This is a genomic window from Mycobacterium sp. SMC-4 (assembly GCF_025263265.1).
Lineage (GTDB): Bacteria > Actinomycetota > Actinomycetes > Mycobacteriales > Mycobacteriaceae > Mycobacterium.
Map to the genome: position 1 here is coordinate 1 of NZ_CP079871.1, position 23,987 is coordinate 23,987.

General features: G+C 67.1%; 24 protein-coding genes and 3 pseudogenes. 21 read left to right on the forward strand and 6 right to left on the reverse strand.

Annotated elements, in window-relative coordinates; translation table 11 throughout:
• Positions 1-100: 100 nt before the first annotated feature.
• Positions 101-1,306, forward strand: coding sequence for a helix-turn-helix domain-containing protein (locus KXD98_RS27335; RefSeq protein ID WP_016895290.1), 1,206 nt, complete (start codon positions 101-103; stop codon positions 1,304-1,306).
• A gap of 37 nt (positions 1,307-1,343) precedes the next feature.
• On the opposite strand, the gene KXD98_RS27340 is transcribed toward KXD98_RS27335, so the two are convergent.
• Entirely contained in the window at positions 1,344-2,747 is a 1,404-nt protein-coding gene (locus KXD98_RS27340) for a Shedu immune nuclease family protein (RefSeq protein ID WP_016895289.1), read from the reverse strand.
• A gap of 157 nt (positions 2,748-2,904) precedes the next feature.
• Here KXD98_RS27340 and KXD98_RS27345 point away from each other — a divergent pair, with 157 nt between their 5' ends.
• The 5 genes and pseudogenes from KXD98_RS27345 (at position 2,905) to KXD98_RS27365 (ending at position 7,274) form a co-directional block, all read left to right on the forward strand.
• Positions 2,905-3,153, forward strand: a complete 249-nt coding sequence (locus KXD98_RS27345) for a type II toxin-antitoxin system Phd/YefM family antitoxin (protein WP_025997238.1) — start codon at positions 2,905-2,907, stop codon at positions 3,151-3,153.
• Positions 3,150-3,530, forward strand: a complete 381-nt coding sequence (locus KXD98_RS27350) for a PIN domain-containing protein (protein WP_016895287.1) — start codon at positions 3,150-3,152, stop codon at positions 3,528-3,530. The genes KXD98_RS27345 and KXD98_RS27350 overlap by 4 nt, the downstream gene beginning before the upstream one ends.
• 40 nt (positions 3,531-3,570) lie before the next feature.
• Complete coding sequence (locus KXD98_RS27355; protein WP_064895183.1) at positions 3,571-3,786, forward strand: hypothetical protein; 216 nt, start codon at positions 3,571-3,573, stop codon at positions 3,784-3,786.
• 58 nt (positions 3,787-3,844) lie between these two features.
• A pseudogene (locus KXD98_RS27360) lies at positions 3,845-4,120 on the forward strand (leucine zipper domain-containing protein); the annotation flags it as partial.
• A 142-nt stretch (positions 4,121-4,262) separates the two neighbouring features.
• Positions 4,263-7,274: a Tn3 family transposase gene (locus KXD98_RS27365; RefSeq protein WP_017682184.1), complete on the forward strand. Its 3,012-nt coding sequence runs from the start codon at positions 4,263-4,265 to the stop codon at positions 7,272-7,274.
• Between the two features lie 68 nt (positions 7,275-7,342).
• On the opposite strand, the gene merB is transcribed toward KXD98_RS27365, so the two are convergent.
• The 3 genes from merB to merA form a co-directional block, all read right to left on the reverse strand.
• Positions 7,343-7,987, reverse strand: a complete 645-nt coding sequence (gene merB / locus KXD98_RS27370; RefSeq protein WP_010596911.1) for an organomercurial lyase MerB — start codon at positions 7,985-7,987, stop codon at positions 7,343-7,345.
• Between the two features lie 71 nt (positions 7,988-8,058).
• Complete coding sequence (locus KXD98_RS27375; RefSeq protein WP_010596912.1) at positions 8,059-8,502, reverse strand: MerR family transcriptional regulator; 444 nt, start codon at positions 8,500-8,502, stop codon at positions 8,059-8,061.
• Between the two features lie 18 nt (positions 8,503-8,520).
• Positions 8,521-9,960, reverse strand: a complete 1,440-nt coding sequence (gene merA, locus KXD98_RS27380; protein WP_010596913.1) for a mercury(II) reductase — start codon at positions 9,958-9,960, stop codon at positions 8,521-8,523.
• 128 nt (positions 9,961-10,088) lie between these two features.
• Between merA and KXD98_RS27385 the strand changes: the two genes are divergently transcribed.
• The 7 genes and pseudogenes from KXD98_RS27385 to KXD98_RS27415 form a co-directional block, all read left to right on the forward strand.
• Entirely contained in the window at positions 10,089-10,478 is a 390-nt protein-coding gene (locus KXD98_RS27385; protein WP_026138108.1) for a helix-turn-helix transcriptional regulator, read from the forward strand.
• Positions 10,478-10,777: a hypothetical protein gene (locus KXD98_RS27390; RefSeq protein ID WP_010596915.1), complete on the forward strand. Its 300-nt coding sequence runs from the start codon at positions 10,478-10,480 to the stop codon at positions 10,775-10,777. The genes KXD98_RS27385 and KXD98_RS27390 overlap by 1 nt, the downstream gene beginning before the upstream one ends.
• Complete coding sequence (locus tag KXD98_RS27395) at positions 10,774-11,280, forward strand: TlpA disulfide reductase family protein (RefSeq protein ID WP_010596916.1); 507 nt, start codon at positions 10,774-10,776, stop codon at positions 11,278-11,280. The genes KXD98_RS27390 and KXD98_RS27395 overlap by 4 nt, the downstream gene beginning before the upstream one ends.
• The gene (locus KXD98_RS27400; RefSeq protein WP_010596917.1) at positions 11,277-12,173 is read left to right on the forward strand and encodes a cytochrome c biogenesis CcdA family protein; all 897 of its coding nucleotides are present in this window, start codon (positions 11,277-11,279) and stop codon (positions 12,171-12,173) included. Before KXD98_RS27395 ends, KXD98_RS27400 begins: the two co-directional genes overlap by 4 nt.
• Positions 12,170-13,549, forward strand: a complete 1,380-nt coding sequence (locus tag KXD98_RS27405; protein WP_010596918.1) for an NAD(P)/FAD-dependent oxidoreductase — start codon at positions 12,170-12,172, stop codon at positions 13,547-13,549. The genes KXD98_RS27400 and KXD98_RS27405 overlap by 4 nt, the downstream gene beginning before the upstream one ends.
• A gap of 117 nt (positions 13,550-13,666) precedes the next feature.
• The gene (locus KXD98_RS27410) at positions 13,667-14,620 is read left to right on the forward strand and encodes a site-specific integrase (protein WP_017682183.1); all 954 of its coding nucleotides are present in this window, start codon (positions 13,667-13,669) and stop codon (positions 14,618-14,620) included.
• A 77-nt stretch (positions 14,621-14,697) separates the two neighbouring features.
• Positions 14,698-15,435: pseudogene (locus KXD98_RS27415) on the forward strand (transposase); the annotation flags it as partial.
• 222 nt (positions 15,436-15,657) lie between these two features.
• On the opposite strand, the gene KXD98_RS27420 reads toward KXD98_RS27415, so the two are convergent.
• Positions 15,658-15,897, reverse strand: coding sequence for a hypothetical protein (locus KXD98_RS27420; protein ID WP_224866092.1), 240 nt, complete (start codon positions 15,895-15,897; stop codon positions 15,658-15,660).
• On the opposite strand from KXD98_RS27420, the pseudogene KXD98_RS27425 reads away from it, so the two are divergent.
• A pseudogene (locus KXD98_RS27425) lies at positions 15,820-17,039 on the forward strand (IS256 family transposase). The gene KXD98_RS27420 and the pseudogene KXD98_RS27425 sit on opposite strands and share 78 nt — an antisense overlap.
• A 291-nt stretch (positions 17,040-17,330) precedes the next feature.
• Here the strand turns inward: KXD98_RS27425 and KXD98_RS27430 are convergent.
• Positions 17,331-18,080: an IclR family transcriptional regulator gene (locus KXD98_RS27430; RefSeq protein WP_047040843.1), complete on the reverse strand. Its 750-nt coding sequence runs from the start codon at positions 18,078-18,080 to the stop codon at positions 17,331-17,333.
• Positions 18,081-18,150: 70 nt separating this feature from the next.
• On the opposite strand from KXD98_RS27430, the gene pcaH reads away from it, so the two are divergent.
• The 7 genes from pcaH (at position 18,151) to KXD98_RS27465 (ending at position 23,838) form a co-directional block, all read left to right on the forward strand.
• On the forward strand, positions 18,151-18,948 hold the full coding sequence (pcaH, locus tag KXD98_RS27435) for a protocatechuate 3,4-dioxygenase subunit beta (RefSeq protein WP_043416460.1): 798 nt from the start codon (positions 18,151-18,153) through the stop codon (positions 18,946-18,948).
• Complete coding sequence (pcaG, locus tag KXD98_RS27440) at positions 18,948-19,517, forward strand: protocatechuate 3,4-dioxygenase subunit alpha (RefSeq protein ID WP_043416462.1); 570 nt, start codon at positions 18,948-18,950, stop codon at positions 19,515-19,517. The genes pcaH and pcaG overlap by 1 nt, the downstream gene beginning before the upstream one ends.
• Positions 19,514-20,719: a lyase family protein gene (locus tag KXD98_RS27445; RefSeq protein WP_043416463.1), complete on the forward strand. Its 1,206-nt coding sequence runs from the start codon at positions 19,514-19,516 to the stop codon at positions 20,717-20,719. The genes pcaG and KXD98_RS27445 overlap by 4 nt, the downstream gene beginning before the upstream one ends.
• Positions 20,716-21,897, forward strand: a complete 1,182-nt coding sequence (gene pcaC, locus KXD98_RS27450; RefSeq protein ID WP_047040849.1) for a 4-carboxymuconolactone decarboxylase — start codon at positions 20,716-20,718, stop codon at positions 21,895-21,897. The genes KXD98_RS27445 and pcaC overlap by 4 nt, the downstream gene beginning before the upstream one ends.
• Entirely contained in the window at positions 21,894-22,592 is a 699-nt protein-coding gene (locus KXD98_RS27455; RefSeq protein ID WP_047040851.1) for a 3-oxoacid CoA-transferase subunit A, read from the forward strand. Before pcaC ends, KXD98_RS27455 begins: the two co-directional genes overlap by 4 nt.
• A complete protein-coding gene (locus tag KXD98_RS27460) occupies positions 22,589-23,278 on the forward strand; it encodes a 3-oxoacid CoA-transferase subunit B (protein WP_047040853.1) in 690 nt (229 codons plus the stop codon). Before KXD98_RS27455 ends, KXD98_RS27460 begins: the two co-directional genes overlap by 4 nt.
• Before the next feature lie 71 nt (positions 23,279-23,349).
• Positions 23,350-23,838 carry a cupin domain-containing protein gene (locus tag KXD98_RS27465; RefSeq protein ID WP_047040871.1) on the forward strand — a complete coding sequence of 163 codons (489 nt, stop codon included), beginning with the start codon at positions 23,350-23,352 and terminating at the stop codon, positions 23,836-23,838.
• The last annotated feature ends 149 nt before the right edge of the window (positions 23,839-23,987 follow it).

Here is a 23,987-nt window from a genome sequence, read left to right on the forward strand (position 1 = left end):
GATTACGGCTGAATCGAATACTGAGGGTTACCAGTAACAGTTGGCAGGTCTGATAACTCATAGTTGACTCGGGCTGGCGGTCCGCGCGACACTTGGTGGCATGGCAACTTCGCGTCTTGGCGCGCTGATCGACCGATACCGCGCTGCTCACGGGGCTAGCGAGTCTGAGCTCGCCCGCCGCATCGGGGTCACGCGGGAGAACTTACGCAAGTGGCGGACGCATGGGACACGGCGACTGCCAGATCATGCCAATCTTGTTGCGACAGCACGGGTTATCGGCCGCCCGTACCGTGAAGTCCTGTCGGCCGCACTGTTTGACACCGGATACCTCGACGGGTCGGCTGACGCGCCCCGTCCCTACAACGAGGTCCTCGCTGACGCCATCGCCGTATTGACCGAAGCGACCCGGCTGACCAACCAGCTCTCGCGGCGTAACGACACCGGTCAATGGGAGACCGATCCAGACCCGAGCGCGTCAGTGCCCATCGACTGGGCTGAATTCGTGACGCTCGCCGTCGCGGGCGCGGCGGCCAACGTGGGCAGCGCCGAAGAAGCGCTCGCCGGCAGACCAGGATCGTGGGAGGCCGACCGGGTTCGGCAAATGCTGCAGGCCACAGCATTCGACGACAAAGACCTGCTGAGGCACCGCACCGAACCGGTGGCCATCGATTTGTGGGTAGAGAGCATTCTGATCTATCTCAACGACAGCAGCGACGACGACTACAGCGACGCGATCACGGAAGTGGATAGCCGAACCAACCAGGTGCCCCTACCGACCGACCTACCACCTGGTCCCTTCTCTCCCGACGACCCACGTATCGCCTCCGTGAAGTGGATCAACGTGGACGACAACGGTTACCTGGCCATCGACTACCGTGGCTGGACCGGCGACCCCACCGACGAGGCTCTGCTGACTGAGCTCGCCGCAGAGGCCAACCGCCGCGACCTCACCAGCGGCGAAATCGCATATGAGCAAGCAATGCAAGACATCTCAGCGATGATCGACGCGCTCGAAGAACAGCAACGCCGCGAGTACGCCGAGTATGCCGGGCGACTGACCGAAGCTATTGAAGTGCAGCTAGCTGCCTTAGAGCTCGCGGTACCCGTCAAAATCACCATCAACCGCGCCCCCAGGGAAGCTGTGTCAGGTGATCTCGACAAGCACGCCCCGCCGCAAGACCCTCGAACGCCTATCGAAGGAGCGATCGAAAAAGCACTTACCACCACGCCTACCCCGGCAAGTCTGCCGGGCACCCCCCTCGATCGCCTCACCTGGGCGCAGCACCAGGGGAAACTGGGCTCCTGAGGGAACTCGCGTACGTCATACGATTGAGTCCCAGGAGCTACGAATTATGAGAGGCATCTTGGACTCCACTTTGCTCATTACTGAGCATCGCGTGCAATCCGCACAGTCGGTGGTATATCTCGTCGAAGGTGAGTACATCTACGCCAAGAAGCCGTGTGCGATACCGGGCGAAGGACTCTCGTTGTTCTTCTTCGGCGAGGGAATCGAGTTTGCCGATTATGACTGCTCCACGAACGTTTGTGGTATCAACCGACTCTAAATCGGGCGAATGCTTGACTATTTCTGGAAAATCTGTGATGACGGACTCTAGTTGCGCTTGAATTTGCGCAACAGCACCTGAAAGCTCTTTATGCGGAAGATATACTTCACCGCCGCCCGTACCACGATATATGGGCCCGATGAGTTTAGTGCCAGGGGTTTTGATCTCGACCGCAACGACACTCCTCGCAACCGTGTTGACGAGGACGAAATCTGCGATTCGACCTCCTCCGCCACCCGCGTTCGTTACTCGTACATGAGCTTGGTCCTTATACAGGGCAACCGGTGCGGCGAACAGCTGTTGTAGAGCAAAGGTGTTGGTTTTGAAGAACTTTTGCCACCACGACTCGCTACCTGCCGCCTTGCCTTCCAGCCCACCACGGAACTGTTCGATCAGGACTTCGAGGGTCACTAGATCAATGTCTTGACGCAGCCTCCCGAAGGCCGGCGGATCCTCCCGAGCCACTGTCCGCGACTCCGCTGACATGCGCCCGACGAGAGCCGCCCGGTCGTCAGTATCGAGTGGGACATCGTCGGTGAGCGCACGGGTAATCGCTTGAATTGTCGGATGCCTGCCGAGTGTGGGTGCCACGCGGGCTTTACCCAGCGTACCGGCTATCGAGTTGAAAGACTCCGTCTCGATTATGCGGGTGGCGACAACTCGCGCTCGGCGGATAGTGAGGTCCACGGTGTGCTTATATTCAGCGAATCGATCAAGTCCAAGGCAAAAAACGTTGCCATTCGACCCCTCGCAATCGGACGCACCGAATCGGACAACATCACACTCTGTGTGGTCCTCGATTGCATAAATGATGCCGCGATATTGTCGGGGGAAACCTAGCCCGTACTGGAAAATCTTCCCAAAGCCATCCGGTAGGCCAACGAGTTCCGCTTCCCCTCGGTACACGTTTTCGCTGACCGGATCATAGGGCTCCCAGGCCCACACCCCGGTGTCGATCTGGACCTCGCTGACTTGCTGGAATTGCTGACCCTCGTTACCCAAGAAGAACGTCTTTGGGAAGATGCGCAGCATCTCAGCAGTGGGATCGAACCTCACCATCTCAATGCCGCCCTTGGACTTTGAGGTGTGATTTGCCGGCCACCACGTCAGCACCAAGACCTCGTCTTCATGGTGTGCGACAACCCGTCCCGCCCCATCGTCGTGTTCCCACTCGGCCCGCATGACCCCATTCTGTGCCCTGTCCTGCGATTCTCCGGGGACTTGCCATACGCGAGTCTGTAGCCCATCCGCATTCGGTTGTTCGGTTTGATGGATTTGAATTGTTGGCCATTCCCGCCGGAGCCAAATCGCGACGTAGCACTTGTGCTACCCTTGTGTGGTGAACACCGTAGGCCTGCGTGAACTACGCCAGGACGCATCCGACCTCGTGCGCCGCGTGGAAGAGGGCGAGGAAATCACCATCACCGTGGCGGGCAGACCAGCGGCCCGGCTGGTAACGGCCAGGCCACGAGCCTGGCGCCAATGGGCCGATATCACGGATCTGTTTGCTGGGCCGGCGGACTCTACGTGGGAGTCCGACCGTGACCGCATCGCTCAGGACGTGCGTGACCCTTGGGCGTCCGCGTGAGGGCGGTGCTCGATACGAGCGTGGTGATCGCCACCGACGTCGGCCCGATCGACGGCGAGCTCGCAATCAGCTGCGTGACCCTGGCTGAGCTGCATTTCGGGGTTCTCGTGGCCAAGAACCTCGATGACCGGGCCGAGCGCCTCCGCCGACTCCTGCTGCTGCAACGCACATTTGACGCACTCCCGCTCGATGAAGCGGTAGCCGCCAGCTACGGCCAGATCGCGGCTGCCGTAGTCGACGCGGGACGCCGACCCCGTGCCCGGTCGATGGATTTACTCATCGCGGCCACCGCACACGCGCACTCGGCCACGCTCTACACGCGCAATATCGACGACTTCGCAGGACTCGGAAACCTGATCGAGGTCCGTGAAGTGTGACCGCCGCCCGCATCGCCGTCACCATCAGGGAGGACGCCCCGTGAGCACTGTGTATTACAACGAAGAAGCCTTTTTCGACGCTTGGCGCAAAGGCGTACGGATCGCCGGGCCGCTCTATTTCGGCGACGGCCACGCGGCGAACGTCGAGACAGCCAAGAGCAAGTACGACCTGGCGCCGGACTACGACGCCGTCGTGAGCGCCCTAGGTGTAACTCCCAGACAGGTTGTGAACGGCGTGGTGAGCGGAAGTAGGTGAGGACCTCCGGTATCGGTGTGGTTACCAAACACGCACATCCGATTACCGAGAGGTCCTCATGGTCCACGCTAATGCTTCGTTGACTCCTCGTGGGCGGTTGCGGCTTGCGCAGGCGGTTGTTGATCAGGGCTGGAGTTTGCGGCGCGCGGCTGAGCGGTTCCAATGTTCGGTGGCCACAGCCAAGAAATGGGCCGACCGTTATCGCGACGGTGGCGAAGCAGCGATGGTAGACCGGCCCAGCCGGCCGCATCGCAGTCCGTTGCGGTTGCCGAAACGACGTGAGCGGCGCATCGTCAACCTGCGCTTCACCCGGCGCTGGGGCCCACATGGGGTCCCGGTAGTAATGGCGCAAAAAACAACGAGGTTCGCGTAGCGCCTGGTCGGCGGTGATTTCTCGGTTCGGGCTGCGGGCCGGGGTGGTTGGTGCTTGGCTTGGCTGCCGATGAGGTTGGTCGGCGTTTTGGAGGCTGGGGTTCGTGGCGACGCGGGTATTCGCGGACGAGGAGTTGCAGCGCCTGCGGGAGTTCCCGGAGATCAGTCGTGAGGAGTTGTTCCGGTACTTCACGCTGACCCCGGCGGATCTGGCGTTCGTTGCTCCGCAGGGCAGGGGCCCTGCGGTCCGTCTGGGCCTGGCGGTGGCGTTGTGCACCTTGCCGTGGCTGGGGTTCGTGCCGGACAAGGTGTCGTCGGCGCCGCCGGTGGCGGTGGCCCGGTTGGCGGATCAGCTGAATGTCGATGCGGTGCAGCTTCGTTCGTATGGCAAGCGGGCGCAGACGCGGACCGAGCATGTGCGGCTGGTGGCCCAGTATCTGGGGTGGCGGCCTGCCGGGTCGATGGAGTTGAAGGAGCTGGATGAGTTCCTTCTGGCGCGGGCGATGGAGCACGATTCGCCGACGCTGTTGTTCCGGCTGGCGTGTGAGTACCTGATCTCGGCGCGGGTGATCCGGCCGGGCCCGGACACGGTGGTCCGCCGGGTCGCGCATGCTCGCACGCAGGCGCAGCGGGAGACCTATGACCGGTTGGCGCGCGAGTTCACGCCGCAGCGGTGTAAGGAACTGGATGCGTTGCTGGTCGCCGACCCGTCTATCGGGATGTCGCGGTTGCGGTGGTTGTCGACCGGCCCGGTGGAGGCGTCGGCGACCGCGGTGAAGGCCGAGGTCGAGAAGCTGGTGTTCCTGCGCAACCTGGGCGCGGATGAGCTGGATATGTCGGTGCTGCCGGCGGAGCGGCGGCGGTTCCTGGCGACTGTGGGCCGACGCTTGACGGGCCAAGCCTTGGAACGCCGGGATCCGCAACGCCGCTACCCGATCCTGCTCACGGTGTTGGCTCAGTCGGCCACCGATGTGCTCGACGAGGTGGTGCAGCTGTTCGATCAGGCGATCTCGGCCAGGTTGAGCAAAGCCGAACGCCGGATGCGCGACGAGCTCGCCGAGCGCGGTAAGGCCGGAGAGGATCGGCAGGGGTTGCTCGACGACTTGCTGGCCATCATCACCGACACGCAGATCCCTGACGAGGAGATCGGCGGCCTGATCCGGGGCGATCGGATCGGATGGGAGCGGTTGCGGGCCGCGGTCGCGCAGGCCAAACCTCGGCTGCCGCGCGATCACGGGCACCTGGCCGCTCTGGACAGCTCGTACTCCTATCTGCGGCAGTTCACCCCGCAGGTGCTGTCGACAGTCCGGTTCGCCGGCGGCACCGCGGCGATCGAGCTGCTGATCGGGGTGCACATGCTGCGGGAGCTGAATGCGACCGGTACCCGCAAGGTGCCCGACGACGCGCCGACGGGGTTCGTGCCGACGAAGTGGCGCGGCTACCTCGACGAGGCCCGCAAAGCCGGCAACACCACCGCCTATCGGCACTACTGGGAGCTGTGCGTGCTGCTGGGGCTGCGGGACGGGTTGCGCAGCGGCGACGTGTTCGTGCCGGGGTCGCGCCGCTACGCCGACCCGGCCGCTTACCTGCTGACCCCGCAGGCGTGGGAGCCGCAGCGTGACGAGTTCTGCCGCCTGGTCGGCAAGTCCGCTGATCCGGCCCGCGCCCTGGCGACCGCCACCGACGAGCTGCACGACGCTATGAGCGAGTTGGAGAAGGTGCTCGCCGACGGCGACGGCCCGGTCCGTCTCGATGAGGCCGGTGACCTGGTGGTCTCGCCGCTGTCGGCAGAAGACGTTCCGGCCGAAGCGGTGGCGTTGAAGCAGGAGTTGACGGAGATGCTGCCGTTCGCGCCGATCGTGTCGCTGTTGATCGAGCTGGACAAACGCACCGGCTACCTGGACTGCTTCACCCACGCCGGCGGTAAGCAGTCCCGCACCCCGGAGTTGAAGCGCAACCTCATCGCGGTGCTGCTGGCCTACTCCACCAACCTGGGTCTCACCCGTATGGCGGAGGCCTCCGGCATCTCCTACGACATCCTGGCCTGGACTTCGGAGTGGTATGTGCGGGAGGAGACGCTGCGGGCGGCGAACCTGACGATCATCGACTACCACCAACGCCTGCCGCTGACCCCGATCTTCGGGGCCGGCACCCTGTCCTCCAGTGATGGGCAGCGGTTCCCGACCCGTGGCAAATCGGTCACTGCCAGAGCGTTGAGCCGCTATTTCGCGAACGAAGGACTGAGCACGTATACCCATGTCACCGATCAGCACGCCACCTACGGCACGAAGGTCATCGTCGCGACGAGACGTGAAGCTCACTACGTGCTGGACGAAATCCTCGGCAATGCAACGGATCTGCCGATCACCGAGCATGCGACCGACACGCACGGCGTCACCCTGGTGAACTTCGGGCTGTTCGACCTGCTCGGGTTGCAGCTCTCGCCCCGCATCCGGGACCTGGGCCGGATCACCCTGTACCGGGCGGCGCCGCGAGCCCAGGTCGAGTCCGCGTTCCCGCACGCGGGCCCGCTTTTGACCCGGCGGTGCAATCTCGATCTGATCGCCGAGCACTACGACGACCTGCTCCGGCTGGCCGGGTCGCTGAAGTTCGGGCACGCCACCGCGTCGCTGCTGGTCGGCAAGCTGTCGGCGTCGGGCCGGCAGAACGCCCTCGCGGCGGCGCTCAAGGAGTACGGGGCGCTGCGGCGCACGATCTACGCCGCCCGGTATCTGTCCGACCCGGGCTATCGACGCAAGATCTCCCGCCAGCTCAACAAGGGCGAATCCCTGCACGCGCTCCGCCGCGACCTGCTCTACGCGCATGAAGGAACCGTGCGCGCGAGGCACCTGGAGGGACAGACCGAACAGGCATGGTGCCTCACGTTGGCGACCAACGCCGTCATCGCCTGGACCACGGAGTATTACGGTCTGGCGACCGAACAGATGCGGCGGGCCGGGCGGCGCATCGATGACGAGGTGCTGGCGCACATTTCTCCGGCGCACAGCGAGAACATCAACTTCTTCGGCGCCATCGAGGTCGACATCGACGCCGAACTGGCCCAGCTCGGCCCCACCGGGTACCGGCCGCTGCGGGTCCGCGACACCCTCTTCTGACCGCCGGCTACCACCTTCCGGGAGAGGGTGCTGGGGCGTAGCTGGGCACATCGGTGGCCTGGGTTGGGTCAGCGACAGCGTGGTGGTTCGGTGGCGGTGAGGACGCGGTCGCTGATCGGGCGCAGCTGGGCGTAGGCGTCGGCGACGGGCAGCACGAGCCCGGTGGGGTGCCGGCTCTGCCAGTCGGCGGCCGCCACGGCGGTGGCGAAGTAGCGGCCGGGGTTGCAGGTGGTGGCGCGGACCCGGGTCGGGTCGAGTTCGTCGGGGCCGGGTACAGAGATGACCGCGGTGGCCGGGTCGAGGCCGCTGACCCCGGAGGCCGGGTCAACGGACAGTCGGATGGTGGTTCCGGTTGCGGCGCAGGTGGATTCGACGGTGGCGGGGCGACCGATGATGGCGGGGAACAGCAGGGTGTCGGCGGCGCACCAGGTGTAGAGCTGGTGGCCGTCGACGGTGAACCGGTGCGGGGTGGGATTGAGGGTCAGGCCCCAGCCGAGGATGCGGTGCCGGTCGTCGTATTCGATGTCCGCGGCGGCGGGCGCGTTCTCGACGTCGGCGACGCTGGCGCCGGCGGCGGTAGCGAGCTGTTCGATGGTGATCGGTTCACCGGCCGCGAGCAGCCGCATCGCGGTGCCCATCAGGTTCGTTCCCGTATTGGCGGTGGAGTCGAACAGTGTGTCGACGATGGTGGTGGCGAACGGGTTGGTCGTCATCGCTGGTGTCCCCTCGGAGCGTGTAGTCACGGGTGTGGGATCGAGTGTCGGGCTTGCCACCGCAGGGAAGGTCAAGCGCCGCAGCCGCATGTCCTCGGATCCGGCACCCACGGCGGGGCGGCGGCTCGGTCGTGGCTGGTCGCCCGGGTCAACGCGTCGTGGTGGTGGTGTTCGAACTCGTCGATGCGGCGGCGCTGCTCGTCGAGGTCGCGGATGCGGTCCTCGATCCGGGTCCGGGAGCGGGCCAGTAGTTCGGCCAGCTGCGGTCCGACCGGCCGGGCGCTGTCGTCGCAGGTGGCGGCGAGCTGACGGATTTCGGCCTCCGTGAGGCCGAGGCCGCGCAGGGTGGCGATGACCTCGACGCACCACAGCGCGTGTTCGTCGAAGAGCCGGTATCCGGCCCGGCTGCGGCCGAGGCTGTAGATCAGGCCCAGGTCGTGGTGGCGGCGTAGTACTTTCGCCGGCACTCCGGTGCGGCGGGCCAGGTCTCCGATGGTCATCACCGGTGTGTTCATGACGGCTCGATCCGGTCCTCAGCCCGCGCAGCAGGACAGCTTGGCGACATCGGCGGTGAAGGTTTGGGCGGTGAGTTTCAGCGCTTCGGCCATGGTCAGATACGGCGCCCAGGTGCGGGCGAGCTGGTCGACGGTCATGCCCGCGGTGATCGCGTACCCGGCGGCGGTGATCAGATCCCCGGCACCCTCGGCGACGGCGTGCACGCCTAGCACCCGCCCGGTCCCGGCCTCGGCGACGAGTTTGACCACACCACGGGTGTCCCGGTTGACCAGGGCACGCGGCACGTTCGCACCGGTGAGCAGCCGCGACTCGGTCCGTAATCCGGCTGCGGCGGCTTGGCTGTCGGTGTGGCCGACCGCGGCGATGGCCGGGCTGGTGAATGTCACCCGCGGCAGCGCCGTGTAGTCCAGGGTGCGGCCGGCGTGCCCGAGGGCGTTGCCGGCGGCGAGTGTGCCCTGCGCCGCCGCGACGTACACGAATTGGGGGCCGCCGGCCACGTCGCCCGCGGCCCAGATCCGCGGGTTGCTGCTGCGCTGGTGGGCGTCGACGACGACGGCGCCGCGGTCGTCGGTGCGTACCCCGACCGCCGCCAGATTCAATCCGGGGGTGTCGGGGCGGCGGCCGGTGGCGATGAGCAGCTGGGCGGCCCGCAGTTCGGTGGTGGCCCCGTCGGCGGTGCGGACGGTGACGAGTTTCTCGCCGCCCTCGGCCAGTGCCTTGTCGAGGGTGGCGCCGGTGAGCACGGTGATGGCTTCGTCGGCGAACACCTGCGCGATGGCCCGGGAGATCTCGGGTTCCTCGAACGGCGCCAGCCGATCCAGGGCCTCGATCACCGTGACCCGGGTGCCGAGCCGGGCGAACAACTGTGCCTGTTCGAGACCGATGGCGTTGCCGCCCACCACGATCAGCGACCCCGGCAGGACGTCGAGCTCCATCGCGGTGGTCGAGGTCAGATACCCCGCCTCGGCGAGCCCGTCGGTCGGCGGCGCCCACGGCGCGGCGCCGGTCGCGATCAGGTACTGATCGGCGTCGATCACCCGCGGGCCATCGGCCCCCTGCTCGACCCGCAGCACCGGTGCGTCGGTGGTACCGGTGAAGACGGCGGTTCCCGAGACGATCTCCCAGCCGTAGTCGGCGGCCAGGTCGAGGTACTTCTCGCCGCGAAGCCGGTCGACCAGCGCGTTCTTGCCCGCGATCAGCTCGGCGAAGTCCACCGGTGCCCCGGTCGCCGCCAGCCCCGGGAACCGGTCGGCGCTCGCCGCGGTGTGCCGGGCCTCCGCGGCGGCCAGCAGCGCCTTCGACGGCACGCAGCCCACGTTCACGCAGGTGCCGCCGATCGCGGCGCGCTCGACCATCACCACCCGTTTGCCGAGGTTGACCGCGGCGATGGCGGCGGCGAACGCCGCCGAACCGGAACCGATGATCGCCAGATCGGCGCGCGGGGATGTCGTGGTCACGGCGGGTTCTCCTTGCTGGGGGACTCCGGTCACGGAACAGGTTGCTATTCGCGTTGACGAATATCTCCGGACATCATACTATGCGCTTATCCGAATAGTTCAACTTTCTTCTTGTGGAGGCGATCCCCTTGCCCCGGTCCACGACCGCCGCCGTCACCGCGCCCGGTGGCGAGACGGCCTGCACGCACCTGGATGCGACGGCGAAGTTCTTTCGCGCGCTGTCGGATCCGACGCGGTTGAAGCTGCTGGAGTTCATCTTGGCCGCCGAGCGCACCTCCGCGGAGTGTGTCGAGCATGCCGGGATCTCCCAGCCGCGGGTGTCGGTGCACCTGTCCTGCCTGGCCGACTGCGGTTATGTGACCGCGCGCCGTGACGGCAAGAAGCTGCGCTACTCCGTCGGCGACCCACGCGTCGCGGACCTGGTGATGCTGGCCCGCTCCCTCGCCGCCGACAACGCCGCCGCGCTGACCTGCTGCACCCGCATCGACACCGCTCGTGTGAACGGAGCAGGACATTGATGAACGTACGCAACAACTCCACGGGGATCGGCGGCCCGCTCGCGGTGGTGGGTGCCGCCGTGGCCATGATCGTGTGCTGCGCCGGACCGGCCTTGATCGCGGCCGGTGCGCTCACCGCCCTCGGCGGTGCGCTGCGCAGTTGGGGACCGATCGTGGCCGCCGCGGTGATGGTCCTCGCCGCCGTCGGCTACACCGCGCGCCGTCGTAAGCCGCCGCAGCGAGGGACAGTCCGCGGACTGCTGGGCACCCGCCGATCGCATCAGCCCAACGCGTCGACCGATCGGAGTTCCCAGCCGTGACCACGCCGATCACCCGACGCACGGTGAGCGCGGCGCTCGCCGCCCTGGCGGTCACGGTGCTGGCTGCCTGCGGCACCGACACCGCCTCGCCCCGCGCCGCCACCGACCCCGTCACGGTCACCGCGCTGTCCGGGGCGCCGGTGACCGTGCCCAGCGGCAAGCCGACGGCGATGTTCTTCTTTTCGGTCGGCTGCGGTGAATGCGTGGGCGGCGCGAAGTCGCTGTCGCAGGCTGCGCGACAACTCGGTGACACCGCCGCTTTCGTCCTGGTCGACATGGATCCGGCCGAACCTGCCCAGGTCGTCACCGACTTCCAGCAGCAAACCGGGACCGACACCGTGCCCGCGGTCATCGACACCGATGCGACCCTGACCAAGCGGTACTCCGTGGCCGCCCTGTCGACCCTGCTCGTCGTCGACCCCGGCGGTGCGGTCGCCTACCGGGCCGCCGACCCGTCCGCCGATCAGATCACCGCCGCGCTGGCGAAGGCCGGGGACCGGTGAACGGGCTGCTGGCCTTGGCGTTCACCGCGGGCATGCTCGCCCCGGTCAATCCGTGCGGTTTCGCGCTGCTGCCGGCCTGGATCACCCACACCCTCGGCGACACCGCCACCGAACCGCTCGGGGTACGCACGGCGCGGGCGCTGCGAACCGGCGTCGCTTTTACCCTCGGGTTCGCGGGCACCCTGGCCGTGGCGGGGCTGGCCATCAGCGCCGGTGCCCGCGCGCTGATCAGCGCCGCGCCGTGGCTCGGTCTGGTCGTCGGTGTCGCCCTGGTATTGCTCGGTGTCGTCATGTTCACCGGCCGCGTGCTCGGTCTGCGACTGCCCACCCGAGCGCTGCGCCCGGCCACCGGGCCGGGCGGCACAACCGGGATCGTCCTCGCCGGGATCGGCTACGCCGCGGCGTCGCTGTCGTGCACGTTCGGGGTGCTGCTGGCCGTCATCGCCCAGGCCCAGGCCACCGCGGGCTGGGGTGCGCTGCTCGCGGTGTTCGTCGCCTACACCCTCGGCGCCGCGACGATCCTGCTGCTGGTCAGCCTCGCCGCCGCGGCCGCCGGTACCGCGCTCACCCACCATCTCGCCGCCCTCGCCCGGCACGGCACCCGCATCACCGCGACCGTGCTCATCCTCACCGGCGCCTACCTGGCCTGGTACTGGCTGCCCGCCGTCACCGGCGACACCACCGGCACCAACGGATTCGCGGCCCTGTCCACCACCGCCAGCACCTGGCTGCAGAACCACACACCACTGATGGCGACGATCGCGGCACTGACCGTGCTCACCGCCGCCGTCACCGTCCTCGCTCACCGCATGATCCGGCGCCGCGTTACCGATGCCGCACCCGTCGACTGCTGCACCCCGACGACCGTCATCGAGGAAGGGCGCCCGCAATGACCGAACGCTACGACACCCTCGTGCTCGGCGGCGGAATGTCCGGGCTGCCACTGGCGCTGCGCGCCGCCCGCCACGGCCGGGTCGCCTTCGTCGAGAAGGAACTGCTCGGCGGGACCTGCCTGAACCGGGGCTGCATCCCCACCAAGACGATGATCGCCTCCGCCGCCGTCGCCCATCAGGCCCGCCGCGCCGCCGAGTTCGGCGTCCGCGTCGGCGGTCCGGTCACCGTCGACCTGGCCGCCGTGGTGGAGCGTAAGAACACCCTCGTCGATTCCATCCGGGCCGGATCGTATCGGGCCGTCGAAAAATCCGCCGACCTCGACTTCTACCACGCCGCAGGACAATTCACCGGTAACCGGCGCCTCACCGTCGACGGCACCACCCTGACCGCGGACCGGATCATCCTCGCGACCGGCACCCGCACCACCCTCCCGGCCATCGACGGCTTGGATGCCGTGCCCTACTACACCTCCCGCACGCTGCTCGACCTCACCGAACTACCCGCCCACCTGCTCGTCGTCGGCGGCGGCTACGTCGGCTGCGAATTCGCGCAGATGTTCCGGCGATTCGGCGCCGAGGTCACCATCGTCCAGCGCGCCGACCGGCTGCTGCCCGGGGAAGACCCCGACATCAGCGCCGCCGTCGCCGACGGCATGACTGCCGACGGCATCACTGTCGCGACCGCCACCACCTGTACTCACGCCGCCGGGACGGCCGGCAACATCCGGATCGGCTGCACCGGCACCGAGACCGCCGAGATCACCGGCAGCCACCTGCTGCTCGCCACCGGGCGCACCCCCAACACCGACGCCCTGGGCCTGGAACACCTCGACCTGCAACCCGACCCGCACGGCTTCCTCACCGTCGGCGACACCCTGAACACCTCCGCCGACAACGTGTGGGCGATCGGCGACCTGCGGGGCGGGCCGATGTTCACCCACACCGCCCGCGACGACGCCGACATCGTCTACCGCACCGTCTACCGCGACCAGGACCGCACCACCACCGGACGTGTCGTGCCGCACGCGGTGTTCACCGACCCCGAAGTCGGAGCCGTCGGCCTGACCGAACCCGCCGCCCGCGCAGCCGGCTACGACGTGATCATCGGCCGCCAGAACTTCACCGGCGTTGCCAAAGCACGCGCCATCGGCAACACCCGCGGCCTGGTCAAATTCGTCGCCGACGCCGCCACCGACCGGATCCTCGGCTGCCACATCGCCGGACCCGACGGCGGCGACCTCGTCCACGAAGCCGTCATCGCCATGACCTGCGGCGCCACCTACGGCCAACTCGCCGCCGCCATCCACATCCACCCCACCCTCGCCGAAGCCGTCAACGCCGCCGCCGGCGGCGTCCACCGACCCGCCGCCGACTGATCCCACAGATAACACCCTGTTATCTGTGGCACCATGAAACCCGGCCTGCGACGACTCCGCTCCGGCGGTGCGCGAAGCGGCCCTGTTATCTGTGGCAAGCAGGCCAGGGAGGTCACAATGTTGTCGTCCGGGATCACCGTCCGCGCCGCCGGCGACGGCTTCCTCGACTCGATCCGCTCCCCGAACACCCGCCGCTCCTACGCCATCGCCGTCGATAAGACCACCGCCAGGCTCGGCGAGGCCCGGCCGCTGGCCAATGTCGCCGACGACGAGATCGGCGAAACCCTGGAAACTTTGTGGGGCGAGGCGGCGGTCAACACCTGGAACGCCCGCCGCGCCGCGGTCGCGTCTTGGCTGGCGTGGTGCCGCGAGCACGGACACCTCGCCCCGGCGGTCCCCGCGTGGGTGAAACGCTCCACCCCGCCGGACTCGGCCACCCCGGTGCGCTCGCGCACCGCGATCGACCGGCTCATCACCCGCCGCGACATCGACCTGCGGGATAAGACGCTGTGGCGGATGCTCTACGAAACATGCGCCCGCACCGAGGAACTGCTCCAGGTCAACATCGAAGACCTCGACCTGGCCGGGCGGTGCTGCCCGGTGAAGTCCAAGGGCGCCAAGCCCCGCACCCGCCGCCGCGGCGCCGCCCATCACGAGTACGCGCACGAGCTCGTGTACTGGGACGCGGGTACCGCCCGGCTCCTGCCACGCCTCACCAAGGGCCGCACCCGCGGACCGCTGTTCGTCACCCACCGCCGACCCGGACCCCGCAAAGCCGTCGCCGACCGCGACATCTGCCCCGACACCGGCCTGGCCAGGTTGTCCTACGGCCAGGCCCGCGCCCTGCTCGATGCCGCCACCGCCACCAACGGACCCGGCACCGGCTGGGACCTGCACGAACTCCGGCATTCTGGCCTGACGCATCTCGGCGAGGCCGGAGCCAGCCTGCTCGAGCTAATGGCCAAGTCCCGCCACCGCAAACCCGACAACCTGCGCCGCTACTTCAAACCCTCACCGGCGGCCATGCGCGGCATCACCAGCCTCCTCGGTCCCGACCGCGGCCACCGATAGCGGCCACCAACAACGACTCGTCCGTCTACCCGGACCAGGCGCTACGCGAACCTCGTTGTTTTTTGCGCCATTACTGCCGGGACCCCGGCGTCACCGGGCAGATCATCGTGCGCGGTGACAGCGCCTATGGATCGCGGGCGGTGATCCGGGTATGCCGCCGCTACGGGGCGGTGTTCTCGCTGGTGCTGACCCGCAACGCCGCGGTGCAACGCGCCATCGACAGCATTCCCGAGAACGCCTGGACCCCGGTGAAATACCCGGGTGCGGTGCTCGATCGCGAGACCGGGGCCTGGATCTCTGATGCCGAAGTCGCTGAAGCCGTCTACACCATGGCCAAAACCGGCACCTATGAGGCGGTCACCGCCCGGCTGATCGTGCGCCGGGTCAAAGACGCCAACCAACCCCAAGACGGGCTGTTCCCGATCTGGCGGTATCACCCGTTTTTCACCAACACCACCGAGTCGGCCACCGACGCCGACATCACCCACCGCCGCCACGCCATCATCGAAACCACCTTCGCCGACCTCATCGACGGCCCCTTGGCCCACATTCCCTCCGGGCGCTTCGGCGCCAACAGTGCCTGGGCCGTCTGCGCCGCGATCGCCCACAATCTGCTGCGCGCCACCGCGACCCTGGCCGGGACCCGTCACCGCACCGCGCGCGGGGCGACCCTGCGCCGTCACCTGGTCAATATCCCGGCTCGTCTGGCCCGACCCCAACGACGACCGATCCTGCACCTACCCCGGCACTGGCCCGCCGAACCAGCATGGATGACCCTGTGGCACAACACCATCGGCCACCGATCCAGCGCCTGAACCACCGACCACCCGACCCGACAACCAGGAACCCGACAGGAAAAGCTGGACAGACCAGCGGCCTCGTCATGCCCACCACCAGCCCGGATCAAGACCATCAGCTCAACCGGCCACCACACCGTCGGTCGGTGGAATCAGGCTTAGTGAGAGGAATGATCAGAACCTGTGGATGAGCCTCGGCGTGGGGGCGTGAAAATGAGCGCACCTTCCCGAGGATGATCATCACGGAATCAGGTATTCGATCAAGACCGGCGTTGGCGCGCTGGTTGGGAAGGTACGCCCATGCTCACCGTAGTTCACGACGGCGCGGAGGCCAACGACAACACCGACAGTGGTGCTGGTCGGTCGTTGTTGGATGAGATTGTCCGTGATGGCGCTCGGCAGATGCTGGCCGCGGCGTTGCAGGCCGAGGTCGCCGCCTACGTGGCGCAGTTCGCTGACCAGCGCGATGACAACGGCCACCGATTGGTGGTCCGCAACGGCTACCACCAGCCGCGCGAGGTGCTGACCGCAGCCGGTGCGGTGCAGGTGAGGGCCCCGCGGGTCAACGACAAACGTGTCGATCCCGACACTGGTGAACGCAAGCGGTTCTCCTCGGCGATCCTGCCGGCCTGGGCGCGCAAGTCCCCGCAGATGTCCGAGGTGTTGCCGCTGTTGTACCTGCACGGGTTGTCGAGCAGCGATTTCACCCCGGCCCTGGAGCAGTTCCTCGGCTCCGGTGCCGGGTTGTCGGCATCGACGATCACCCGGCTCACGTCGCAGTGGCAAGATGAGGCCGCCGCGTTCGGTCGTCGCGATCTGTCGGGCAGCGACTATGTCTACCTGTGGGTCGACGGCATCCCCCTCAAGGTCCGCCTGGACCAGGAAAAGCTGTGTCTGCTGGTGATGCTCGGTGTGCGCGCTGACGGCCGCAAGGAGCTGGTGGCGATCAGCGACGGCTACCGTGAATCGGCCGAGTCGTGGGCCGATCTGCTGCGCGACTGCAAACGGCGCGGCATGACCGCCCCGTGCTCGCCGTCGGTGACGGTGCACTCGGGTTCTGGAAAGCGGTCCGTGAGGTGTTCCCGGCCACCAAAGAGCAGCGCTGCTGGTTCCACAAGCAAGCCAATGTTCTTGCCGCACTGCCGAAATCAGCACACCCGTCGGCCCTGGCGGCACTCAAGGAGATCTACAACGCCGAGGATATCGACAAGGCCCAGCTCGCGGTCAAGGCCTTCGAGGTCGATTTCGGCGCCAAGTACCCCAAGGCGGTCGCCAAGATCACCGACGACCTCGATGTGCTGCTGGAGTTCTTCAAGTACCCGGCCGAACATTGGATCCACCTGCGCACGACGAACCCGATCGAAAGCACCTTCGCCACAGTGCGACTTCGGACCAAGGTGACAAAAGGCCCGGGATCGCGAACGGCCGGACTAGCGATGGCCTACAAGCTGATCGACGCCGCCTCGGCCCGCTGGCGCGCCGTCAACGCCCCGCACCTGGTCGCCCTGGTCCGCGCCGGCGCGGTCTTCCACAAAGGCAAACTGCTCGAACGCCCCACCGACATCACCCCACCAACACCGCCCTCAGACGACGATCAGGACGCCGGAACGGAGGTCGCCTGAAACACCCCGATCCACAGGTATTGACAATTCCTCCAAGTGACGATTCGCGAGGTGAGAGTGCGAGGTGGGCAGGATGGATTCCGCCGCTGATCGTTGAACGGCGGACCCTTTGCTGATGCTTTCTCAGCTTCAACTGGGGGATCGGTCGCGTCTATCCCTCCACCGCGGCGCGGACTCCGATTCGCGCCAGATGTCATGGCAGTCACCACTTTTTCGACGGCTAGCGACGGTGTCGCGTTTTGTCAGAAGCCGCCCGACAGCACAGCGATCGCTGCTGCGGCGGCCCGTGGGTCACAGCAGCCGGACGATGCCGCGGGCAGCCACCTGCAGGGCGCCGAGCAGTCGCTGGCGACCTCGCTTCAACGACGGAACTACGACGGCGATCGCGGCCACCACAGCGTCGTCGGACTGCCGGACGATCGGCACGGCCAGTGAACAGGCGCCTAGCGACATCTCTTCCACGGTGGTAGCCAACCCCTCGCGCCGCACCCCCTCCAACTGTCGGGACAGCACCGCAGGCTGGGTGATTGTGTAGGGAGTAATCGGAGTCAGATTGGCAAACACCTGATCCTGGACTTCGCGTGGCGCGTGCGCCAACAGCACCTTGCCGACGCCGGTGCAGTGCATCGGCAACCTGCTGCCGACGGTGCTAACGATCGGCACGGATGCCCTACCCATCATCCGCTCGAGGTACAATACTTCGTTGCCGTCGCGTACCGCGAGGTGCACGGTGGCGAGCGTTGCCGCGTAGACATCGTGCAAGAACGGCTCTGCGACCTGCCGTAATCCGCCTCCGACCGGGGCGAGCAGCCCAGCGCTCCACATCAGTCGGCCGACCTCGAAACGACCGTCCGTGCGGCGCTGCAACGCCCCGCCCGCAACCAGTTCGGCAGCCAGCCGGTGGGCCGTGGCCATCGGCAGGCTGGCCCTACCCGCCAGTTCGGACAGCGTCAGTGTCCGGTGCCACTCATCGAAGGCGGCGACCATGCGCAGCAAACGAGAAGCGACGCTGGTGCCGGGCGTTGAGGTATTTCCCGCCACTCACGGATCCTTTCCGCTCAGTGGTAATCTAGCGTAGGTCAGTCGCCGAGGAGCCAATAGTGTCAAGGCTATGACAGCAGTGATCGACCCCGATCCCGACGGCGGGTTGCCGAGGCAGCAGGCGATCAGCGCGGAGATCGAGGCGATCGAGTCCGAGTATCAGCGCGCTGGCATCGAGGAGACGCAGCCGCGGCTCGGCTACGCGCCCTACCGCAGCAGCCTGCTGCGTCATCCCACGAAGGACCTACACCACGCTGACCCGGAGGGCGTCGAGCTGTGGACGCCCTGCTTTTCCGAACGCGACGTGCATCCGCTTGAATCGGACCTCACCATCCAGCACTCAGGCGAACCCATCGGCGAACGGATAGTGGTGACCGGCCGGGTGGTCGACGGCGACGGACGGCCGGTGCGACGTCAACTCGTCGAGATCTGGCAGGCCAACGCCGGCGGTCGCTACATCCACAAGCGTGATCAGCACCCGTCCGCGATCGACCCCAACTTCACCGGCGTCGGCCGCTGCCTGACCGATGACGACGGAAGCTACCGCTTCACCACGATCAAGCCAGGGCCGTATCCGTGGAGGAACCACCGCAACGCTTGGCGCCCAGCCCACATCCACTTCTCGGTGTTCGGAACGGAATTCACGCAACGGCTGATCACCCAGATGTACTTCCCCGGCGACCCGTTGTTCGCGCTGGACCCGATCTATCAGTCGATCACCGACCGAAAGGCCCGAGACCGACTGATTGCCAACTACGACCACGACGTCACCACCCACGAATGGGCCACCGGATACCGGTGGGACATCATCCTCACCGGCGCGACGCGCACTCCGACCGAGGATCCCCACCGCGGAAGCGAACACTGATGAATACCCTGCTCACCGCCACCCCGGGGCAGACCGTCGGACCCTTTTTCGGTTACGCACTCCCGTTCGACCGGTGCGACCAGCTGGTTCCGGCCGGCTCACCGGGTGCCGTCCAGCTTTCCGGCTTGGTCCTCGATGGTGACGGCCAGCCTGTTCCCGACGCCCTACTTGAGATCTGGCAGGCAAACGCCGACGGCACCATCCCCACGTCCACCGGCTCGCTACACCGGGACGGCTGGACCTTCACTGGGTGGGGCCGCGCCGGCACCGACGATGGCGGACGGTACAACTTTTCCACCGTCATCCCAGGTCCCTGCGATCCCGGTGCGGCACCGTTCTTTCTGATCACCGTGTTCGCCCGCGGGCTGCTCAACCGGCTGTTCACCCGCGCCTACGTGCCCGGGGGGCAGCTGGCCGGCGATCCACTGCTGGCGTCCCTGCCGCCCGAGCGTCGCGACACGCTCATCGCCACCCGCGAGGGCGCCGGACTACGCTTCGACATCCAATTGCAGGACGCGCCAGGCAAACCCGAGACGGTCTTCCTGCGCTACGCGGGACACCAGCGATGACTGACCTCTTCTGGCCGGGCGACGACCTCGCAGGCGACCTGATGAGCGGCCCCGCATTCCTCGAGGCCATGGTGGCCGTGGAACGGGCGTGGCTGGACAGCCTCGTCGACGCCGGTATCGCACCGCAAGAGGCGCGTGCCAGCTTGGCAGACCTCATCGCCGACGCCGACACCGAGTCGATCGCCCGCCGCGCCGCCACCGACGGCAGCCCCGTCAGCGCTCTGGTCACGTTGTTGCGTGAGCGCTCAACGGCGGCGACAGCCCGCTGGTTACACCGCGGGCTAACCAGTCAGGACGTCGTCGACACAGCGCTCGTCATCTGCGCCCGTGATGTCCTCATGCGCATCGGCGACGAGTTCACCGTCCAAGTCCGGGCGCTGTCCGAGCTCGCTGAGAGGCACCGGAGCACACCAACACTCGCGCGTACCCTGACCCAGGCCGCCCTACCAAGCACCTTCGGCGCCAAGATGGCACGTTGGCTTACCGGCATACTGGACGCCGCCGAACCGCTGACCGGGCTGCTGCCCTCGCTGCCGGTGCAGGTCGGTGGCGCGGTGGGAACGCTGGCGGCGGCTACCGAATTGACCGGTTCGGTGGACGGCGCCATCGCGTTGAGCGACGCGCTCGCCGGCGCACTGCGGCTGGCGCCGGCTCCGCCCTGGCACACCACCCGCTCGGCGATCACCCGCATCGGGGATGCGTTGGTGAGCTGCTGCGACGCCTGGGGGCACATCGCCGCCGACATCGCGACCGGTAGCCGGCCCGAGGTCGGCGAGCTGGCCGAGGGGACTGGTGGCGGCTCATCGACGATGCCGCACAAGAACAATCCCGTCCGCTCTGTGTTGATCCGGCGCACCGCGCTCACCGCGGGCACCTTGGGCGCCACCCTGCACCTGGCCGCAGGAGCGAGTGTCGACGAGCGCTCCGACGGCGCGTGGCACGCCGAATGGGCCACACTGCGCACGCTCGCCCGCCACACCGTCGTGGCGGCCATCCAAGCCTCCGAACTGCTCTCCGGGTTGCAGGTGGACACGGCGCGGGCGGCCGCGAACCTGGCCGACGCGGGCGGGCTGCTCACCGAACAACGTGCAATGACCGAGTTGACCGGTAGCCCAGCACGGCCCGACTACACCGGTGCCGCCGATCGGCTGATCGATTCGACCTTGAGTCGGGCCCGCCGCTTCATCAAGTCTGCGTCATGACCATTCCGGCCTTGGCCACAATCGACTTCGGCGGACCCGACGGTGCGCCTGTCCTCGTGCTGGGGCCTTCACTGGGTACCTCGGCAGCCACGCTGTGGAGCGCTGCGGCTGGATGGCTGAGTGCGCACGCCCGCGTCGTCGGGTGGGACCTACCCGGTCACGGTCGAGGCGGTCCTGGCGAGCCCTTCACGATCGCCGAACTCGCGGTCGCCGTGCTGGCACTCGCCGACGACATGCACGCCGAGACCTTCCACTACGCCGGTGATTCGCTCGGTGGCTGTGTCGGTCTGCAGCTGATGCTCGACGCGCCGCAACGGGTGGACTCGGCGACCCTACTGGGCACCGGTGCGTTGATCGGCACCCCAGCTGGCTGGCTCGAGCGCGCCGCCACCGTCCGCGCCGAGGGCGTCGAAACCTTACTCTCGGGCGCGGCCCAGCGGTGGTTCGCGCCGGGCTTCGTCGACCGGCAACCAGGTGTCGGCGCGGCGCTGCTGGACACCCTCAGCCACACCGATCCGGAGTCCTATGCGCAGGCCTGCGAGGCCCTCGCGGCATTCGACGTCTCCGACCGATTGCGCGAGATCGTCACTCCCGTCCTGGCCGTGGCAGGCAGCGCCGACGTGCCCACACCGCCGGAGTCATTGCGGCGCATCGCCTCCGGTGTCCAGGACGGTGACCTCGTAGTGCTCGACGGTGTCGGCCACCTGGCACCCGCCGAAGCCCCGGACCGGGTCGCCGGCCTCATCGCAGAGCAGGTGGGTATTCCGCAGCCTGCGACTAGGACCGTCGAGGATGTGTGTCGCGCGGGAATGGCGATACGGCGCCAGGTGCTCGGCGACGGGCACGTCGACCGGGCAATCGCCGGTACCACCGACATGACCGCCGATTTCCAGCACCTGATCACCCAGTACGCCTGGGGAACCATCTGGACACGCCCAGGTCTAGACCTTCGCAGCCGCTCGATGATCACCCTGACGGCGCTGGTCGCGCGCGGGCACCGCGAGGAACTGGCGATGCACCTGCGAGCGGCCCGCCGGAACGGTTTGAGCAACGACGAGATCAAGGAGCTGCTGATGCAGACTGCCATCTACTGTGGCGTCCCCGACGCCAACTCCGCGTTTCGCATCGCCGCCGAGGTATTGCCGGAATTCGACGAGGACGAGCGGGCGTCGTCATGAGCCGCACCGCCGTCTGCGCCGCCGCCCACGAAGCCGTCGCCGGAATCGCTGACGGCGCCACAATTCTCGTCGGCGGATTCGGCATGGCGGGCATGCCCACCACACTCATCGATGCGATCATCGAACAGGGCGCCGCCGAGCTCACCATCGTCAGCAACAACGCGGGCAACGGCGACACCGGTCTGGCCGCGCTGCTGGCTGCCGGTCGGGTCGCGAAGGTCATTTGTTCCTTCCCCCGACAGGCCGATTCGTACGTGTTCGACAGGCTCTACCGGGACGGCATGGTCGACCTCGAAGTGGTCCCGCAGGGCAACCTGGCCGAGCGGATCAGAGCGGCAGGCGCGGGCATTGGCGCGTTCTTCTGCCCGACCGGTGTCGGCACCCCGCTCGCCTCGGGCAAGGAGATCCGCACGATCGACGGCCGCGACTACGTGCTGGAGTATCCGATCCGCGGCGACGTCGCACTCATCGCAGCACACCTGGCCGACCGGGCCGGAAACCTGTTGTACCGCAAGACTGCTCGCAACTTCGGTCCGGTCATGGCGACCGCCGCCACGCTGACCGTCGTTGAGGTCTCCCGCGTCGTCGAGACCGGAGGCATCGACCCCGAGACGGTCGTGACGCCGGGTATCTTCGTCGACCGCATCCTCGACCTGTCCTCGATTCCCGCCGCCCGCACCGAGGCCGCCTCGTGACGGGAACGCTCGATGCAAGGACACGGCGTCGTGTCGAGCATCTCGACCGTGGCCCGTTGGACCGCGGGGAGATCGCCGCGATGATCGCCCGCGACATCGCACCTGGGTCGTACGTCAATCTCGGCATCGGCCAGCCCACGATGGTCGCCGACTACCTCGACCCCGCCGCCGAGGTGGTGCTGCACACCGAGAACGGCATGCTCGGCATGGGAGGCGCCGCGACAGGAGACGCCATTGACCCGGATCTCACCAATGCAGGCAAGGTTCCGGTCACCGAAACCCCTGGGGCGTCCTACTTCCACCACGCCGACTCCTTCGCCATGATGCGCGGCGGCCATCTCGACGTGTGTGTGCTCGGGGCGTTTCAGGTCAGCGAGCGTGGAGACCTCGCCAACTGGCACACCGGAGCACCGGACGCCATTCCCGCGGTCGGGGGTGCGATGGATCTCGCCATCGGAGCGAAGCGCGTATTCGTGATGATGACGCTGTTCGGCAAGGACAGGACCGCGAAGTTGGTTCCGGAGTGCAGTTACCCGCTGACCGGGCTTCGGTGCGTCAGCCGGCTGTATACCGAGTACGCGATCTTCGACATCGACAACGCCGGAGACGGACGCGTGCGCGTACTCGAGACCTTCGCCATCAGTATCGCCGCGCTCGAGAAGCGCTTGCACATAGCTCTGTCGTGACCCTGGCGCTTGGGTCGCCGAAAAGTGACTCCATGCTCGCTCAGCGACGAAATTCCCAGAGGAGTGGATTGATGACCCTATCCCGTGACGAGCTAGCCGATTTCGCCGAAAGTATGGCGCGCGCAGGGGATCGCGACACCCAGCACGTGACCGAGGAGCACCTCGTCGTGAACTCCACCGAGGCACACTGGATCCAGACCGGAAGCCCATCAGAAATTGGATTGCTTCTGCGGATACCCGCCCGCTCCATTGAGTTCTTCCTGCAGAAGATCCCCGCCGGTGCGGGCAGTGACCTTCATCGACACGTACACGAGTCAGTTCACTTCGTGCGACATGGCTCGGGCTGGTCGGAGATTGGCGATCAACGCGTAACGTGGAGCGCAGGCGACTTCGTGTATACGCCGCCGTGGGTATGGCATCGCCACTATGCAGATGACCAACAGGACGTCGAGATGATAGTCATCGAGAACTCCCGCCTCCTGGCTGCCGTGGACGCAACCCAGAGGGAAACCAGGGGCAACGTTAGCTTCGCCGAGGCTTTCGGCGTCGGCGACACGTAAGCAGTGGAGAAATTGTCAAGGTAATCGCTTCGAAGGGCGCTTGACGACGGCGGTCAAACACACGGCGGCCGGTCAACCCATCCACGGCGCTAATGTCCAGCCGCCCTGCAACTTTCGTGGCCGCGGCGTCTCCCGGCGAAGCAGGCGGC

What these genes read in the sequence shown, in the direction of transcription:
- KXD98_RS27335 (WP_016895290.1), top strand. Translation starts at nt 101, where the DNA reads ATGGCAACTTCGCGTCTTGGCGCGCTGATCGACCGATACCGCGCTGCT.
- KXD98_RS27340 (WP_016895289.1), bottom strand. Translation starts at nt 2,747, where the DNA reads ATGCGGGCCGAGTGGGAACACGACGATGGGGCGGGACGGGTTGTCGCA.
- merB (WP_010596911.1), bottom strand. Translation starts at nt 7,987, where the DNA reads ATGACGACCAACCCGTTCGCCACCACCATCGTCGACACACTGTTCGAC.
- KXD98_RS27375 (WP_010596912.1), bottom strand. Translation starts at nt 8,502, where the DNA reads ATGAACACACCGGTGATGACCATCGGAGACCTGGCCCGCCGCACCGGA.
- KXD98_RS27390 (WP_010596915.1), top strand. Translation starts at nt 10,478, where the DNA reads ATGAACGTACGCAACAACTCCACGGGGATCGGCGGCCCGCTCGCGGTG.
- KXD98_RS27405 (WP_010596918.1), top strand. Translation starts at nt 12,170, where the DNA reads ATGACCGAACGCTACGACACCCTCGTGCTCGGCGGCGGAATGTCCGGG.
- KXD98_RS27410 (WP_017682183.1), top strand. Translation starts at nt 13,667, where the DNA reads ATGTTGTCGTCCGGGATCACCGTCCGCGCCGCCGGCGACGGCTTCCTC.
- pcaH (WP_043416460.1), top strand. Translation starts at nt 18,151, where the DNA reads ATGACAGCAGTGATCGACCCCGATCCCGACGGCGGGTTGCCGAGGCAG.
- pcaG (WP_043416462.1), top strand. Translation starts at nt 18,948, where the DNA reads ATGAATACCCTGCTCACCGCCACCCCGGGGCAGACCGTCGGACCCTTT.
- KXD98_RS27445 (WP_043416463.1), top strand. Translation starts at nt 19,514, where the DNA reads ATGACTGACCTCTTCTGGCCGGGCGACGACCTCGCAGGCGACCTGATG.
- pcaC (WP_047040849.1), top strand. Translation starts at nt 20,716, where the DNA reads ATGACCATTCCGGCCTTGGCCACAATCGACTTCGGCGGACCCGACGGT.
- KXD98_RS27455 (WP_047040851.1), top strand. Translation starts at nt 21,894, where the DNA reads ATGAGCCGCACCGCCGTCTGCGCCGCCGCCCACGAAGCCGTCGCCGGA.
- KXD98_RS27465 (WP_047040871.1), top strand. Translation starts at nt 23,350, where the DNA reads ATGACCCTATCCCGTGACGAGCTAGCCGATTTCGCCGAAAGTATGGCG.